Below are 14,465 nucleotides of genomic sequence, written 5' to 3' on the forward strand. Positions count from 1 at the left end.
GGTGAATCACCACCACCGCTCGGGCCGGTGCCGGTCCCAGTGCAGTTCCGATTCCAGCTGGGCCGCGAGAGAGATCAGCAGCGGTTCACTGTCGGCGGTGCCCATCAGTTGCGCGCCGATCGGCAGCCCGGATTCGGTGAAGCCCGCTGGCACGTTCACGCTCGGCCAGCCGAGAACGTTCCACGGCCAGGTGTACGGGCACGCGGCGGTGATCAGATTGTTGGTCGCGCCGACGCCGATGCCGTCGATCTCTTCCACCTGTGGGGGAGGGGTCGCGGTGGTCGGCGACAACACGAGGTCGTAGTCGTCGAAGAATGAACCGATTCGCTTGTGCAGCAGCGGTTCCGCGAGCCGCGCCGCGGCGAGTGCGGGCCCGCTGAGCACTCGGCCGATGCGCGCATTGGCGGTGGTCCGCGGGTCGACGACGACCCCGGGCATATTCCGGTGCACCCGGCTGATCCCCGCCAGCGAGCGCGGCAGGAAGGACGCACCGATCATCAGCCCGTAGTGCAAGTTCGTCACGGTGACGGTATGGCCGAGCGTGCGCAGAGTGGCGGCCAGCGCGTGCACCGCCGCCGCGATCTGCGGATCGAGCGCGGTCTTGGTCGCGGTATACGGAATGCTCAGGGAGACAGCGATTCTGAGCTTGCCGGGATCGCGCCCCACGGCCGCGCTCGCATCGATCGGCGCGGGCTTGTGCCGGTCGCCGTCGTGCGGCCCGGCGGCGATGTCGAGCAGTAGCGCCGCATCACGCACGGTGCGCGCGAGCGGGCCGTTGACGGTGAGTCCGTTGAACGCCTCCGCCAGCGGCCAGGTGGAGATGCGCCCACGCTGCGGCTTGATCCCGATCAGATTCGTCCACGACGCCGGGATGCGCACCGACCCCGCACCGTCGGAACCCAGTGCGGCAGGGACCAATCCGGCCGCGACCGCCGCCGCCGACCCACCCGATGACCCACCCGGCGTGCGCGCGCGATCCCACGGGTTGCGGGTGTATCCGAACGCGTCACCACTGGTGAACGGCAACTGTCCGAGCTCGCAGGTATTGGCCTTGCCGACGATCACCGCACCAGCCTCGCGCAACCGGCGCACGGATTCCGCGTCCGCGGTCTTCGGCGCGAACTCCCCACCGCACCCGAACGCGGTGATCTCACCGCTGATATCGGTGTCGTCCTTGACCGCGATCGGCACGCCGAGCAGCGGCAGCCGCACCCCCGCCGCCCATCGCGCGTCCGCCTCGGCCGCCTCCCGCAGCGCGGCCTCGCGACGCACGACCCGGAACGCGTTGAGCGTCGGCTGCGATGCCTCGACCCGGTCTAGCGCGTCGGCGACGGCGGCAACCGAGGAGACGCTGCCGTCGGCAATGGCCGCGGACAGGTCGGTGAGGCCGAGGTCGGCCGAGGAATTCGGCGCGATGTGGTCGGGCGCGGACATGTGAGCTCCGTCTCTGCTGGTACGTGGCTCGACCGTAACGCGTAACTGGTCACCCGTCCACATCCCCTAGGGTGGGTATAGACATACATACGGAATGTATGTAACAGTGGACGGGTCCAGTACTCGACCAGGGGAGGACCCCATGGGAATCAGCTCAGCACTCGGCCCGGCGCACGAGATCGCCCTGTCGTCCGGCCGCGTCCGCTATCACGACACCGGCACCGGATCGCCGGTCGTATTCGTCCACGGACTGCTCGTCAACGCCGACATCTGGCGCGGGGTGGTACCCGGCCTCGTCGCGGCCGGACACCGCTGCCTCACACCCGACTGGCCACTCGGATCCCACTCCATCCCGATGCCCGACGCCGACCTCAGCCCCGTCGGCATCGCGGACCTGATCGCCGAGTTCCTCGACGCACTCGACCTCACCGATGTCACCCTCGTCGCCAATGACACCGGCGGCGCGCTCACCCAGATCCTGATGACCCGCCGACCGGAACGGATCGGCCGCGTCGTCCTGGCCGCCGTCGACTGCTACGAAGTGTTCCCGCCCCAGCCCTTCTCGAGTCTGCTGAAGGTGGCGAAGATTCCCGGTGTGATCCGTCCGCTGCTGGCGCCGATGCGCTGGAAGTTCGCGCAGCGCCTGCCACTGGGCTTCGGTTGGGTGACCAAACACGAACTGCCGCAAGACATCGCGCAGTCCTACCTCGGTCCCGCCCGGCGCAGCGCCGCCATCCGCGACGACCTGCGCCGTTTCGCCGCCGCCGTGGACAACCGATGCACCATCGCCGCGGCCGAACGTTTCCCCACGGTCGATGTGCCGGTGCTCGTGGTGTGGTCGACCGAGGACAAATTGTTCCCGATGGCGCTGGCGCAACGGCTGGTCGCCGATCTACCGCGGGCGAGCCTGCGCACCATCGACAACTCCTACACTTTCGTCCCCGAGGACCGGCCGGAGTTGCTCACCGAACTGATCGTGGAGTTCACTCGGCTGCATGCAGCGCCGTAGTCAGGAGGATCGTTCCCGCACTACCCGAGCCGCGCTCGAGCAGGCAGGCCGCAGCCTGTTCGCCGAGCGCGGCTTCGCCGGTACGTCGGCCGAGCAGTTGGTGGCCGCCGCCGGTGTGACTCGCGGCGCCCTGCACCACCACTACGGCGACAAGCGCGGACTGTTCCTCGCAGTCCTCGAACAGGTCGAGACCGAGGCCACCGAGGAGATCGCGAGCGCGGTCGCCGCGGTCGACCGCGCCGACATCATCGGCGGGATGACCGCGGGTCTGGCCCGCTTCCTCGACATCTGCGCCCGCCCGGAAATGCTGCGCATCGTGCTGATGGACGCCCCGACCGTCCTCGGCTGGCCCGCTTTCCGCGAATTCGAAGCGCGCCACGGGCTCGGCCTCATCACCGCCGAACTGCAACGCGCCACCGACGCGGACCTGATCCCGGTGGCCCCGGTCCCGGTACTCGCGCAACTACTGCTCAGCGCCATCACCGAAGCCTCGCTCATCGTCGCCCACGCCGACGACCCCGAGCGCGCCCGTCTCGAAACCCAGCAATCGCTGCTGCTGCTCATCGCCGGCCTGCTCCGGTCCTGATCCGTGTCCGTGACCCCGGTGTCGGGCACGCATGGAAGACTGGCCACGTGCGGTTGTATCGGGATGAGGCGATAGTGGTTCGCCAGCACAAGCTGGGCGAGGCCGATCGCATTGTCACGCTCTTGACCAGGCAACACGGTCTTGTCCGGGCGGTGGCGAAGGGGGTGCGGCGCACCAAGTCGAAGTTCGGGGCGCGGCTCGAGCCGTTCTCCTACATCGACGTGCAGTTGCATCCGGGCCGCACGCTCGACATCGTCACCCAGGTCATCACCGTGGAGGCGTTCGCCGCCGACATCATCGACGACTACGGCCGCTACACCACCGCGTGCGCGATCCTCGAAACCGCCGAACGCCTAGCGGGCGAAGAACGCGCACCCGCCCCGAAGCTGCACGTACTCACCGCGGGCGCCCTGCGCGCCATCGCCGCCAAGCAGCGCCCGCACGAACTGATCCTCGACGCGTACCTGTTGCGCGCCATGGGCTTTGCCGGTTGGGCACCCGCGCTCGACGAATGCGCCCGCTGCGCCACCCCCGGCCCGCATCGCGCCTTCCATGTGGCAGCGGGCGGCGCGGTCTGTGTGCACTGTCGTCCACCGGGCGCGAGCACGCCTGTCACCGGGGTGCTCGATCTGCTCGTCGCCCTGTTGAAGGGGGAGTGGGCCTACATCGACAGCGTCCCCGACAACGTCCGCCGCCAGGCCAGCGGTCTCGTCGCCGCCCACCTGCAGTGGCATCTGGAACGTCAGCTGCGCACGCTGCCGCTGATCGAGCGATCCCGCATCGAATCCCCGACCGTGGATCGGTCCGACGCAGCTGTCGTCGGTCGGGTCGGCTGATCAGGGTCGACGCCCCGCGTCCGTAGGCCGGTCGCCGCGCACGATGCCCACGAGTAGCTCCAGCAACGACCCGTCAACCCGGAGCCCGTGCAGCCCGCACCCGGCGATCAGGCAGGATGGATGCCGTGATCCTGCGTCGTGACTCTTCTCCCGCGAGCAAGCCGGACGGCACCCGCACCGTGCGCCCGCCGTCCCAGCATCCCTCCGGCGCGCGCCCGCCCGCGATCCCGCCGGAGCTCGTGCCCAACCACGTCGCGCTGGTGATGGACGGCAACGGCCGCTGGGCCCAGGAGCGTGGGCTGCCGCGCACCGCCGGACACGAACGCGGCGAGGCCGTGCTCATGGACTCCGTCGAAGGCTGCATCGAGATCGGCGTCAAGTGGCTCTCGGCCTACGCCTTCTCCACCGAGAACTGGCGGCGCAGCCCCGACGAGGTGCGCTTCCTGATGGGCTTCAACCGCGACGTGATCCGTCGCCGCCGCGACGAGATGCACGAGATGGGAGTGCGGGTGCGCTGGGCCGGGCGCCGACCGCGCCTGTGGCGCAGCGTGATCAAGGAACTCGAGGTGGCCGAAGAGCTCACCCGCGACAACGACGTGATGACGCTGACCATGTGCGTCAATTACGGTGGCCGTGCCGAAATCGCCGACGCCGCAAGGGAAATCGCGCGCCGGGTAGCCGCGGGTGAGATCGACCCGGAGAAGGTCGACGAGGCCACCGTCGCGAAGTACCTCGACGAACCCGACATGCCCGACGTCGACCTGTTCCTTCGCCCCTCCGGCGAGTTCCGCAGCTCGAACTTCCTGATCTGGCAGGCCGCCTACGCCGAATTCGTCTACCAGGACACGCTTTTCCCCGACTTCGACCGGCGTAACCTGTGGGACGCGTGCCTGGAATACGCCAAGCGCGATCGCCGCTTCGGTGGCGCCAAATGAGCGACAGTCACGACGGAGCCGACATGGATGCGCTGCTGACCCCGGAACTCGACCTGCAAGCACGCGCCGGCGCCTGCCTGCAGATGCAGGACATCGAAGTCCGCGTCGACAACGACCGGTCGCTGGGATTCGAGTACGACGGTGCCCTGTGTTCGATCCGCGCCGTCACCCTCGCCCCCGGCCTCACCGTGCTGTCGCTGACCAGCGTGCTGGCTTGGGATCGTCCGCTCAAGGCGGCCCTGCACAAGCGCGTCGCCGAGCGCAACAACGAGATCCAGTTCGGTTCGGTCACGCTGATCGCCCGTGGCCAGCTGGGCGACGTCATCCTGCGCTACACCTTCCCCGCCGAAGGCCTGGACGACGGCGCCCTCACCACCATGCTGCTGCTGACCCTGTCCGGCGCGAGCCGAGCCCGTCAGGGACTGCTCGCGCCGTAACGCGTCAGTTGCTGGGCTTCCAGGTGATCTTGCCGCCCTGGAAATCCTGGGCCTTGCCGCCCTGGTAGTCGTATTCGTCGCTGGTCGGGTAGCCGTAGCGGCCGCCCTCTGCGCCCGCGCGGATCCAGTCGGCCTGGATGTTGCCCCAGACCGCGTGCGCACCGGTCTTCGACGTCCAGTAGATGGCGCCGGTCGGGAACATGGTGAACTGGCCGTCGCCCTTGCCTGCCGCGGACACGTCGGTGAGCGGGAAGCCGAGCGGGCTCGACTCCCAGCCCAGCGCACCCCACTTGTCCAGGATCGGGCCGCTGATCTGGTGCGCGCCGGTGCCGACGGACCAGTAGATCGAGCCGTTCTGGAAGTGGTTGTAGCGACCGCCGCCCGACGGGGTGGACTGCTCGCGGGTGATCGGGTAGCCGAGCTTGCCCGACTCGTTGCCCGTCTGGGCGAACTTGTCGCGGATCTGGCCCGCGACGGTGTTGGCGTTGGTGTCGGGATGCCAGTAGATGGCCGCGTTGTTGGCGAAGGTCTGGTACTTGCCACCGGCCGCCGCGTCGGCTTCCGGGGAGGTGGGCTCGCCCAGCGCCGGGCCGCCCGCCTGGTCGTATTCGACCTCGATCGCGCCGCCCACCTCGAATCCGCCGATCATCCGGGCCTGCGCGGTGCCTGCCAGCGCCGCGGGCAGCGTGGCCGCGACGGTGAGGGTCGCCAGCGCGGCCAGGCCGCGTGATCGAAGGTTTCGACGGTGCAATGTCACAGGAAACTCCCTGGTCGGATCGGTATTCAACGATGTCCGGCGCTCGGGACCCCCTCCGGTGCCGCACCCGAACCTACCCGTTGGGCGCCGGTGGCAACAGTGGCCTTGCTCACCGGGGGTGATGGGGTGGTCCCGGCAGCATCACCTCGACACCGCGGGCGAAATCGTCCGGGGCGACATCTCCGAGCAGCAGGTGCTGCAGGATGAACCCGGGCAGCAACCCGATGATCGTCTTGGCGATCGCGTCGGAATCGGTGCCGGGGGGCAGCCAGCCGGTTTCGCGCAACCGGTCCGCGTACTCGAACCACAGCTCGCGCATCGACGCGATGGCTGTGCGCACCGGGACGGCCGCCTCGGTCGAGACCAGGGCCAGCGCCCATGCCTGCGGGGCGAGCCGCAGCGGCCCCTCGGGTCCACTCCGCTTGACGATCTCGGTCGTCAGCAGCCGGATGACCTCCGCTGGGGGAGGTGGGTCCTCGCTGCGAATGATCTCGGCGAGCCGCTCGCGCAACGGCCCCATCGTGCGGTTCACGAGCGCGCCGATGATCTCGTTCTTGCTGGTGAAATACCGGTAGACCGCACCCGCCGACATCTGCGATTCGGTGAACACATCCTGCATCGATGTCTCGTGGAACCCCTTACGGGCGAAGCACAGCTGCGCGGCGTCGAGGATCTGCTGCCTGCGGCGTTCCAGGTGTTCTTCGCTGACTCGGGGCATGGGTCAAACGTAAAACGAATGTCCGTTCTTGACAAGCGGGGGTGGGTGGTGTCACGGTGGAAACACCAAAAAGAACGAACATTCGCTTTAAGGGGATAACCGCCATGACGATCACCCGCCGAGCAGTAGCTCTCGGCCTCGCGGCCACCGCGATCCAGGCCATGATGCTGATCGCCTTCGCCTGGCCCACCGTCAACCTGGCCCCGCGCGACCTGCCGATCGCCGTCGCGGGTCCCGGCTCCGTCCAAGTCGCCGAGCAACTGCGGCAGCGCGATTCCGAGGCGTTCGAGATCACCACTGTCGCCGATGCCTCCGAGGCGCGAACCGCACTGGCCGACAACGAGATCTACGGCGCCATCGTCACCGGCAACGGCGCACCGCAGGTACTGGTCGCCTCCGCGGCCTCACCGGCCGTCGCCCAGCAACTCACCGCCGTCGCCCAACAGCTCAGCGGCCTGCCCGCCGCGCAAGTCCAGGACGTGATCGCCACCGACCCCGACGACCCCCGCGGCGCAGGCTTCGGCTCGATGGTCCTCCCGCTCGTCATGTCCGGCATCGCCGCAGGCGTCCTGCTCACCCTGCTGATCCCCTCCTTGGGCGCCCGCCTCGCCGGCTTGGCCACCTTCGGCATCGCAGGCGGCCTCCTCAGCACCCTGGTCTTCCACACCTGGCTCTCGATCCTGCCCGGCGCCTACCTCGAACTGGCCGCCATCGCCGGCCTCGCCTCCTTCGCCGTCTCCGCGACGATCGTCGGCCTGGCCGCGGCCATCGGCCGCCCCGGAATCGGCCTCGGCGCCCTCACCATGCTGTTGGTCGGCAACCCCTTCTCCGCCGCCACCTCCGCCCCCGAACTCCTGCCCCAGCCCTGGGGCACCCTCGGCCAACTGCTCCCCCCTGGCGCCGCCGCCTCCCTGCTCCGTTCGGTCGCCTATTTCGAAGGCGCGGGCGCCATCGCCCCGCTCACCGTCCTACTGGCCTGGGCAGCAGGGGGTGTCGCTCTCCTCGGCATCGCCGCAGTGCGCTCCCGCCAGGTGAGCACCTCTGCCACAACTCCTGAACCGATGGCCGTACCTGCCTGACCGTCCACGCAAAAATGCTCCGCACGAACAACTTTCGTGCGGAGCATTTTTGGGCTGTGCTGTGAAAGTTCCACCGGTACTGTTTCTACACGCCGACCTGTGTGAGCCGGAGCAGGCAGGTTCACGGAGTGATTGCAGTGACTCCCGGCAGGTCGCCGAACTTCGCCTTCGTATCGAGCGAGACGACAGTGCGACCCGATTCCGCGGCGTGTGCCGCGATGATCAGATCGTGCGCGCCGCGCGGTTTACCGGATCGGCGGATGTGCGCGAGCAACTGTGCGTGGCGGGTTGCTGTCTGCTCGGTGTACTCGAGGATGTCGATGTCGTCGAGGAGGACGGCAAGGCGGCGGGAACGTTGTGCCGCACGTTCAGCCGTGTCGGCGAGTTCGATGCCGACACGGAACTCGGCGACCGTCACTGCGGCTATTGCCAATTCGTCGTCGTCGTACGCTTCTCGATCGATGGTTCCGCGCTCGTAGGCGATCAAGAGACCTGTGTCGAGGATCAGTCGTCGCCCCATGGGTCCTCCAGATCATCGGCAACCATGGCGAGCGCGTCGTTGATGTCGGTAGCGAAGTCGTCGTCGAAGGGCGGCGCGTCAGAATCCTCCAGCGCGCGCCGTAGTGCCAGGCCGGTCTTTTTCGTCGGCGGAGAGACGGTTGCCACCGTTCGCCCGTGGCGGACGATGCGGATCGTCTCGCCGTGTTCGGCGCGGCGTAGAACGGCCGAGAAGTTTCGGGATGCCTCGGCGGCAGACATCGTGGTCATGAAATCAGATTATCTGAATTTGCTCGTTCCGGCCAGCGGGCTCAGGCCGGAAACTCCTGGTGGTAGCGCTGGGCTCGGGTGAGCATGCGGTGGATGCCGGCGATCATGCGGTCGGTGGGGAGGGGTTCGGCGACGATGGGGTCGCCGGTTTTCACGTAGTAGCGGCCGTCGGGGTAGTCCATCCACCAGAAGGTGCGGGCGGGGGTGGGGCGGGCGTCGAGGGCGGGGCCGGAGAGGGCGGAGACTTCGCCGAAGGCTTGGCGGGGGCGGCGGAAGAGGCGGTTGAGCTGGTCGGCGGAGGTGAGCCGGCCCGCTCGGTATTCGAAGTGGTCTTCTTCGGCGGCCAGTTGGTCTCGGCGGACCTCGACCGGGGGTTTCTTGCCCGGTTTGGTGCGGGGGAGGGCGGCTACCGTCAGGGCCGCTACCTGGATGGGGGTGCAGTAGGTGAGGGTGACGCCTGCGCCGGTGTCCTCCGTGGTGCCCGGTGCTTGTTGCAGGGTGGCGCCGACCGCGCCGCGGATCGCGCCGTGGAAGCGGATGATATTCGAGTTGTCCTTGCCTACATAGCCTTTGGATTCGACTCTGGCTTCGGGGTCGAGCAGGACGGACAGGGCGCGCTCTACCGCGGGGTCGTACTTGCGCAGGAGGGTTTCCACGGCCGCTTCCCGGTGCTGCTTCAGCTCGTCGAATTCGGCTATGTCGGTGCGGTATTGGAGAGGGTAGGGGAGGCGGTCGCGGCCGTAGCCGGACCACAGGATCTCGAACTCGATTCCGGTGAATTCAGTTCGGTGCACTGTCGTCGTCTCCGCCGATCACGGGGGGTACGGTCCTGATCTCGTCTGTGCCGAGCAGGAGGTCAGCGTTTTCCTGGGTGATCAGGTAGTCGGGGATGGCCTTGGTTCGTTCCTCGTCGGAGTTGCCGCGGCCCGCGCCGGGAGCACCCATGCCACCGATACCCGCCGCGCCGCGACCGGTGCCGGAAGAAGTTGTGCCCGAGCGGGTTCCGGCTGCGGTCGCTGCTGCGGGGGACTGGCTGCCCGGGACGGCTTTGCCGGGGGATGCGCTCGTTGGGGTGCCGCCGCCGGCGCGGGGAGAGCCGCTCCCGCCCTGACCGCTGCCACCGCGGCTGCCGACGGCTGAGCCGCTGCCACCAGGGCTGCCGACCACTGAGCCGCCGAGGCCGGGGTTGCCGGTGCCCGGAGATGCCACGCCGGGGCTGGTCGGCGTTGTGGCGGTCGGTGTTGTTGTCGTGGTTGTGCTTTGAGGCGTGGTCGAGCCTGGTTCGGTCGAAGACGGTGTGGTGGAGGACGGTTCGGTACCGGATTCCTCGGGCGTCGCGCCGTCGCCGGGCGTATCCGCTGTCGGGTCTTCGGGTGTGGTGCCATCGGTGGTCGAACCACCTTGGGTACCACCGGTGTTCGTATCGCCGTTGCTACCGGGACCGCCGTCGTCGCCGGCGATGGTCGGCGCTGCAGGGAGGAAGGGGACGCCGTTGTCGGTTTGACCGGCGACCTGGCTGTACACGGAGCGCAGGATCCGTCTGCCCTCCTGGGTGGCCTCGTCGCGGTTGTGGTCGTCGACCTTCATCACGCCGTCGGCGGGCAGCAACTTGCCGGTGACGTTGGTGCGCTCGGTGAGGCCGGGCATCAACGCTTGGGTCTGCTCGATTCCGGTGCGCATCTCGCTCAGTTTAAGACTGATCGCGGTCGCGGCTTGCGACAGCGGAATCGATTGCTGGGCATAGTTGTTCACAGCGGTGACCGCGGCGGAAGCCGCCGCGCCCGTCCACCCGCTGTGGCCGTCGGCGCCGGTGATGGTGCGGGCGAACTGCTGGTTGAACCCGATGAACGTGCCCATCAGCGCACCACCGATATTCGCCCACGCGGTGACCGCGTCATCGACGAGCTGCGGTTTCATCGCCGCGACCGCTGCCTGCATCTGCTCGAGGGTCATGCTGTCGTAGCTGTCAGGGGTGGTGATGTGCGGTGGTTGGATGTCGCCGCCGAAGATCGTGGAGTAGTTGCCCGCGAGCTGTCGGTCATAGATCTTGGCCCGCTCGGTATTCCACTGCTCCTGTGCGGCGATCACCTTGCTCTTGTAGTCCTCGTAGGTCACAGGTGTTCTCCCGCCGCGGAGATCTCGGCGCCGGTTGCTTCGTCTTGGGCGACGAAGTTCGCAATCGCCTTGGCGACAACCTCTTTCGCGGTCTGGACAGCCTCGATGTGCTGCCGGAGCACAGTATCCAACGCGCGATCGCCGCCGGATGCGGTCTGCGAGAACTTCTTCTCGAGGATCGCGCTCGAGTCGAACGAACCGAAGCCTGAGATACGACTCACTCGCTCGACGGACAAGAACACCTCTTCCAGTCGATCGATGTGGTCATCGCACACACGGTCGAGGTCGCGGCCGACTTCCGGATCGAGTGCCAACTCACCCGCATTAGCTTGAGTCAGCAGCTGATTCCACTGATTCGGATCGATTCCCAGCACCATCGCCACCTCGTCAGTTCGCTGGGAGGTACTGGACCAGAGCTGTGCTGAGTCGAGTCGCCTCGGCGCACGGCTCAGGCGGGTTCGTCGCTGAGACGCGGTTCTGCAGGTGGAAATCGACTGATCCGTTGGGGATCTCAATGCTGACATAGCACGCAAGGTCGTTCGCAGAGCCGACTGGCCGGAACTGTAGTGCGTTGTGCGCGCCGATCGTCACGTCGGTAAACCCGGTGTACTCGGTTGTCCGCTGACGAGACTCGGCCAAGGTGTGCTCGGACGACATGAGCGCCAAACTGTACTGGTTGCCTGGATCTTTCCACGCGCAAACCTTCCACCCCGTGAAGTCCACCCCGGCGACGTCTTTCGATTTGCTCCCGACATTCAGCCCAGCCCCGCTGACAGCCGAATCCGGCAACGAACACGGATCCCACACCTTCGCCTCGGCATCCACCGAAGTAGGACTCGCCGCCACACTCACACCGCTCGTCTGCGGAGTAGCCGTCCCCTGCTCCCCATCCCCGCACCCCGCGACAGCCAGCCCCACCGCCACGACAACGCCGACCACCCTCGCCGCACTACCTCGAACTGCCATACCTTCGTCCCTCCCACAGAACCGGTGCTCGTTCATGCTGTCCCCGCTCCCGAGATCGTAGTCACGCTGTTGTGCATCGCGAAAGCTCACGTTTTACTCCGCCGCGCAGGGTGCGGACGCGGTCATCGAGAACCGCACGTCGGTCGGGTCGCCTCCCGGCAAGAGCCGAAACGACGAGACGGTATAGCCACGTGAGTCGCGGTACACCCGGTTCACGGGGTCTTTGTCCGGCCGCTGGCTCGGTTCGAGGGTGAACCCGCGCGTGGTCATCGCTTCGAGATTGGCCATCGCCCGGTCGATGAACACCTGGGGCGGGTTGACCTCTTCCATCACATACCGTGGCCGCCACGGCGGGCCTTCGGAACGCAGTGAGTTCGGATTGGTTCGACAGCCCGTGCCGACGGTGGTGACATCGCTGATGCCGACCGACACCGGTTCCGGCCAGATGAGCCCGAAGTTGTGCGCGACTATCGGGCTCGCCTCGGCGACGGTCAGCCCGGTCCGGTCTTTGATCTGCTGGTCGGTCGGACCTTCGTGAACGAGGGAGCCGCATCCGGCGAGAGTCGCGGTGGTCAGCGCCACGAGAGCGGTCTTCGCGGTCTTCATCTGATGTCGATCGTCGAGCCGAGGCCGGGGTTGTCGGTGATCCGCGGGTTCGCGTACGGGTCGAGGTCCGGGTCGCCGAGGGCAGCCGCGAGTCGCGCGGCACCGGCTGCTTTCGCGGCGTCGAAGGCTTCCCTCCCGCCGTCGCCGTTGTCGCCCAAACCGATATCGACATAACGTGTTTCGATCCCACGCTCGACGTATCCTGTCGCCTCCGAGCCCTTGATGACGCCGACGATGTTCTGGAACGCCGTCGACTTCGGGTCGTCCCAATACTTGCCGTGCCCGTCGGTGCCGAAGACAACCTCGTTGCGGTGTTCCTGGAAACCGTCGCTGTAGTAGCCGGTGTCGAGCCGAACAACTCCGGGCACTTCATCGGGATCGCCGCCAAGCGCCTCGGACGCATGCGGATTGCCGGGCAGCGACACCGCGCCCGGAATATTCAGTCCGCCTTCGGGATACGACTGCACCACGCCGATCAGGTCGCCGGGCGCCGTCATCGAATACCGCTGGACGTTCGGGTTGGCGTTGTTCCACCCGGTGTCGAACACGCCGGTGCCCGCCGATGAAGCGTGCAGGATGCGGTCGGCCCGCAGACCCAACTGCTCGGCCGAGCCGACAATCGAACCACCGTAGGAATGCCCCACGTAGGAGACCGGCGTTCCCGGTGTGGACGCCGCGACTTCCCGGTCGATCTCGCGGCCGAAGTCGACAAGTCGAGGCGCCATGTCCGCGGCGAACTTCGGGCTCGGCGCACCGTCGGAAAGGCTGGTCAGACTCTGCGGGAAGTCGCCCTCCATGTACAGCAGGATCGGGCCGCCCGTCTGATCGGCGAGATTCCACGCGGCCACGTGATTGGACCCAGAACCGTTGAGATTCGTGCTGGTGCCGGGCACATACACCCCGACACCGGGCGCACCCGACTTCATCTCGCCGACCATCTCGATCATTCGGCCGTTGCCCTCGGTGCTGAACATGACGAACTTGCGGTCGACCATGCCCAGTTGCGCTGTCGCCTTGTCGCCGGTCGCGGCCGCGGCGGTGTCGAGAGTGCCCGCGCCTTCGGGATTCGGGATCGGCGCCAGCATCGCCTCCAGTTGCTTCACCCGGGATTCGTCGCGGTTCGGCTTCGCCTTCTCCGAGGTGAGCGCGTTGCGGACGTTGATCTCATTGGCCTCGATCCGCATCACGAACGGCACCCCGTTCAGGTTACCCAGCTTCTCCGGCGCCGCGATCACCAGTTGACGTTGCGCTTCGGCACTCAACCCGGCCAGGAAAGTCGCCCGCTCGTCCGGCGACATCGACGCCAGCTGGATCGCCACCGCTTCCGGATCCTGGACCGACCCGTCGGCGAGGGTGATGTCGGGTTGACCGTCGCGCATCGCGCCGAGGTCGCCGACAGACTCGCGCAGACGCGCACCGAACAGATTGTCGAGGCGTTCGATCTCGTCCAGCCCGCTCAACAGGTTGAGCTGGAAAACCCCTGCGGCGCCTTCCTTTTCCGGATCGGCATGCGTCACCCGTCCGTCGGCGGCAATGGCGAATCCTTGCGCGACCGCGAGGTTCTTCTGTTCCAGCACATAGGTTTTGGAGTGTTTCAGGCCCTGATAGGCATCTTCGGCGTCGTCGGCGACCCGCAGCAGCACGGTGCGCACCTCGTACCCGTGATCGACTTCCTCATCGATGCGTCGCGAGGCCGCGTCCTTGGTGTGGCCGTGCCAGCTACCCGCGGTCGAGACCGCGCGCGAGCAGTCGTCGACCGAGGTCGACAGGACGTCGGCGTTGGCACGGGCGGCTTCGGCGGCGCGGTGCAGCCCCTCGAGATTCCAGGTGTCGAGTTGGGGGATCGTGGGCCGCATCAGCGGGTACCGAGCTTCCCGATTTCGCCCGCGGTCTCGGCATCTTTGGCCTGGATATCGGCCGAGAATTTGTCGACGAGGTCGGCCAGCGTCGTGTACCGGGTCGCGATCGAGTCCATCGCCTGCGAAGCAGGGTCGGCCAGTCCGCGTACGGCGGCGAGTACGTCACTGCCGTCGCCGATTGCCTCGCCGGCGGTCGCCCAGCTCAGCGCGTCGACTTCGCCTGCCTCCCGGCGCCAGGTCGTCGCCATGGTCTTCAGCTGATCGGGCTCGACGCCCAGGGTCCCACTCACGATGTCCCCCTCCTTCGATGCCGAAGGACTACGCGCCCGTGTGGACCGGTCCCCTCGTGAAGGTTGGACG

Annotated in this window: 18 protein-coding genes; 6 read left to right on the forward strand and 12 right to left on the reverse strand. The window is 67.4% G+C overall.

The window, feature by feature from the left end; all coding sequences use genetic code 11:
- Nucleotides 1-6: 6 nt before the first annotated feature.
- Nucleotides 7-1,434, reverse strand: a complete 1,428-nt coding sequence (locus ACFWPX_RS13330; protein WP_378927625.1) for an amidase — start codon at nt 1,432-1,434, stop codon at nt 7-9.
- Between the two features lie 142 nt (nt 1,435-1,576).
- Between ACFWPX_RS13330 and ACFWPX_RS13335 the strand changes: the two genes are divergently transcribed.
- The 5 genes from ACFWPX_RS13335 to ACFWPX_RS13355 all read left to right on the forward strand — a co-directional run bounded on the left by ACFWPX_RS13335 (nt 1,577) and on the right by ACFWPX_RS13355 (nt 5,237).
- Entirely contained in the window at nt 1,577-2,443 is an 867-nt protein-coding gene (locus ACFWPX_RS13335; RefSeq protein WP_378927626.1) for an alpha/beta fold hydrolase, read from the forward strand.
- Nucleotides 2,430-3,029, forward strand: a complete 600-nt coding sequence (locus ACFWPX_RS13340; RefSeq protein ID WP_378918853.1) for a TetR/AcrR family transcriptional regulator — start codon at nt 2,430-2,432, stop codon at nt 3,027-3,029. Before ACFWPX_RS13335 ends, ACFWPX_RS13340 begins: the two co-directional genes overlap by 14 nt.
- Nucleotides 3,030-3,076: 47 nt before the next feature.
- On the forward strand, nt 3,077-3,865 hold the full coding sequence (gene recO, locus ACFWPX_RS13345; RefSeq protein ID WP_378927627.1) for a DNA repair protein RecO: 789 nt from the start codon (nt 3,077-3,079) through the stop codon (nt 3,863-3,865).
- Between the two features lie 116 nt (nt 3,866-3,981).
- A complete protein-coding gene (locus tag ACFWPX_RS13350; protein WP_378918857.1) occupies nt 3,982-4,800 on the forward strand; it encodes an isoprenyl transferase in 819 nt (272 codons plus the stop codon).
- A gap of 83 nt (nt 4,801-4,883) precedes the next feature.
- Nucleotides 4,884-5,237 carry a YbjN domain-containing protein gene (locus ACFWPX_RS13355; protein ID WP_378918932.1) on the forward strand — a complete coding sequence of 118 codons (354 nt, stop codon included), beginning with the start codon at nt 4,884-4,886 and terminating at the stop codon, nt 5,235-5,237.
- Between the two features lie 4 nt (nt 5,238-5,241).
- On the opposite strand, the gene ACFWPX_RS13360 is transcribed toward ACFWPX_RS13355, so the two are convergent.
- A complete protein-coding gene (locus ACFWPX_RS13360; protein WP_378927628.1) occupies nt 5,242-5,994 on the reverse strand; it encodes an LGFP repeat-containing protein in 753 nt (250 codons plus the stop codon).
- Between the two features lie 109 nt (nt 5,995-6,103).
- Nucleotides 6,104-6,712, reverse strand: a complete 609-nt coding sequence (locus ACFWPX_RS13365) for a TetR/AcrR family transcriptional regulator (protein ID WP_378927629.1) — start codon at nt 6,710-6,712, stop codon at nt 6,104-6,106.
- A 104-nt stretch (nt 6,713-6,816) separates the two neighbouring features.
- On the opposite strand from ACFWPX_RS13365, the gene ACFWPX_RS13370 reads away from it, so the two are divergent.
- On the forward strand, nt 6,817-7,791 hold the full coding sequence (locus tag ACFWPX_RS13370; protein WP_378927630.1) for a hypothetical protein: 975 nt from the start codon (nt 6,817-6,819) through the stop codon (nt 7,789-7,791).
- Nucleotides 7,792-7,912: 121 nt separating this feature from the next.
- Here ACFWPX_RS13370 and ACFWPX_RS13375 read toward each other — a convergent pair whose 3' ends face one another.
- Genes ACFWPX_RS13375 through ACFWPX_RS13415 form a run of 9 tightly spaced genes read right to left on the reverse strand, consistent with a single transcriptional unit; the run spans nt 7,913 to nt 14,395 of the window.
- Nucleotides 7,913-8,311, reverse strand: a complete 399-nt coding sequence (locus ACFWPX_RS13375; RefSeq protein ID WP_378918864.1) for a PIN domain-containing protein — start codon at nt 8,309-8,311, stop codon at nt 7,913-7,915.
- Complete coding sequence (locus ACFWPX_RS13380; protein WP_378918865.1) at nt 8,296-8,559, reverse strand: type II toxin-antitoxin system Phd/YefM family antitoxin; 264 nt, start codon at nt 8,557-8,559, stop codon at nt 8,296-8,298. Before ACFWPX_RS13380 ends, ACFWPX_RS13375 begins: the two co-directional genes overlap by 16 nt.
- A 41-nt stretch (nt 8,560-8,600) precedes the next feature.
- A complete protein-coding gene (locus ACFWPX_RS13385) occupies nt 8,601-9,353 on the reverse strand; it encodes an ESX secretion-associated protein EspG (RefSeq protein WP_378927631.1) in 753 nt (250 codons plus the stop codon).
- Nucleotides 9,340-10,674, reverse strand: coding sequence for a hypothetical protein (locus tag ACFWPX_RS13390; protein ID WP_378927632.1), 1,335 nt, complete (start codon nt 10,672-10,674; stop codon nt 9,340-9,342). The genes ACFWPX_RS13385 and ACFWPX_RS13390 overlap by 14 nt, the downstream gene beginning before the upstream one ends.
- Complete coding sequence (locus tag ACFWPX_RS13395) at nt 10,671-11,051, reverse strand: hypothetical protein (protein ID WP_378927633.1); 381 nt, start codon at nt 11,049-11,051, stop codon at nt 10,671-10,673. The genes ACFWPX_RS13390 and ACFWPX_RS13395 overlap by 4 nt, the downstream gene beginning before the upstream one ends.
- Before the next feature lie 10 nt (nt 11,052-11,061).
- Complete coding sequence (locus ACFWPX_RS13400) at nt 11,062-11,730, reverse strand: DUF3558 domain-containing protein (RefSeq protein WP_378927634.1); 669 nt, start codon at nt 11,728-11,730, stop codon at nt 11,062-11,064.
- Between the two features lie 3 nt (nt 11,731-11,733).
- On the reverse strand, nt 11,734-12,246 hold the full coding sequence (locus ACFWPX_RS13405) for a hypothetical protein (RefSeq protein ID WP_378927635.1): 513 nt from the start codon (nt 12,244-12,246) through the stop codon (nt 11,734-11,736).
- Nucleotides 12,243-14,102, reverse strand: coding sequence for an alpha/beta hydrolase (locus ACFWPX_RS13410; RefSeq protein ID WP_378927636.1), 1,860 nt, complete (start codon nt 14,100-14,102; stop codon nt 12,243-12,245). The genes ACFWPX_RS13405 and ACFWPX_RS13410 overlap by 4 nt, the downstream gene beginning before the upstream one ends.
- Complete coding sequence (locus ACFWPX_RS13415) at nt 14,102-14,395, reverse strand: type VII secretion target (RefSeq protein WP_378918878.1); 294 nt, start codon at nt 14,393-14,395, stop codon at nt 14,102-14,104. The genes ACFWPX_RS13410 and ACFWPX_RS13415 overlap by 1 nt, the downstream gene beginning before the upstream one ends.
- Nucleotides 14,396-14,465 lie beyond the last annotated feature (70 nt).

This window comes from Nocardia sp. NPDC058518, assembly GCF_042719655.1.
Classification (GTDB): domain Bacteria; phylum Actinomycetota; class Actinomycetes; order Mycobacteriales; family Mycobacteriaceae; genus Nocardia.

Coding starts and splice junctions, on each gene's coding strand:
- ACFWPX_RS13355 (WP_378918932.1), top strand. CDS start 4,884: ATGCAGGACATCGAAGTCCGCGTCGACAACGACCGGTCGCTGGGATTC.
- ACFWPX_RS13365 (WP_378927629.1), bottom strand. CDS start 6,712: ATGCCCCGAGTCAGCGAAGAACACCTGGAACGCCGCAGGCAGCAGATC.
- ACFWPX_RS13380 (WP_378918865.1), bottom strand. CDS start 8,559: ATGACCACGATGTCTGCCGCCGAGGCATCCCGAAACTTCTCGGCCGTT.
- ACFWPX_RS13330 (WP_378927625.1), bottom strand. CDS start 1,434: ATGTCCGCGCCCGACCACATCGCGCCGAATTCCTCGGCCGACCTCGGC.
- ACFWPX_RS13370 (WP_378927630.1), top strand. CDS start 6,817: ATGACGATCACCCGCCGAGCAGTAGCTCTCGGCCTCGCGGCCACCGCG.
- ACFWPX_RS13405 (WP_378927635.1), bottom strand. CDS start 12,246: ATGAAGACCGCGAAGACCGCTCTCGTGGCGCTGACCACCGCGACTCTC.
- ACFWPX_RS13410 (WP_378927636.1), bottom strand. CDS start 14,102: ATGCGGCCCACGATCCCCCAACTCGACACCTGGAATCTCGAGGGGCTG.
- ACFWPX_RS13375 (WP_378918864.1), bottom strand. CDS start 8,311: ATGGGGCGACGACTGATCCTCGACACAGGTCTCTTGATCGCCTACGAG.
- ACFWPX_RS13335 (WP_378927626.1), top strand. CDS start 1,577: ATGGGAATCAGCTCAGCACTCGGCCCGGCGCACGAGATCGCCCTGTCG.
- ACFWPX_RS13395 (WP_378927633.1), bottom strand. CDS start 11,051: ATGGTGCTGGGAATCGATCCGAATCAGTGGAATCAGCTGCTGACTCAA.
- ACFWPX_RS13350 (WP_378918857.1), top strand. CDS start 3,982: ATGGATGCCGTGATCCTGCGTCGTGACTCTTCTCCCGCGAGCAAGCCG.
- ACFWPX_RS13340 (WP_378918853.1), top strand. CDS start 2,430: ATGCAGCGCCGTAGTCAGGAGGATCGTTCCCGCACTACCCGAGCCGCG.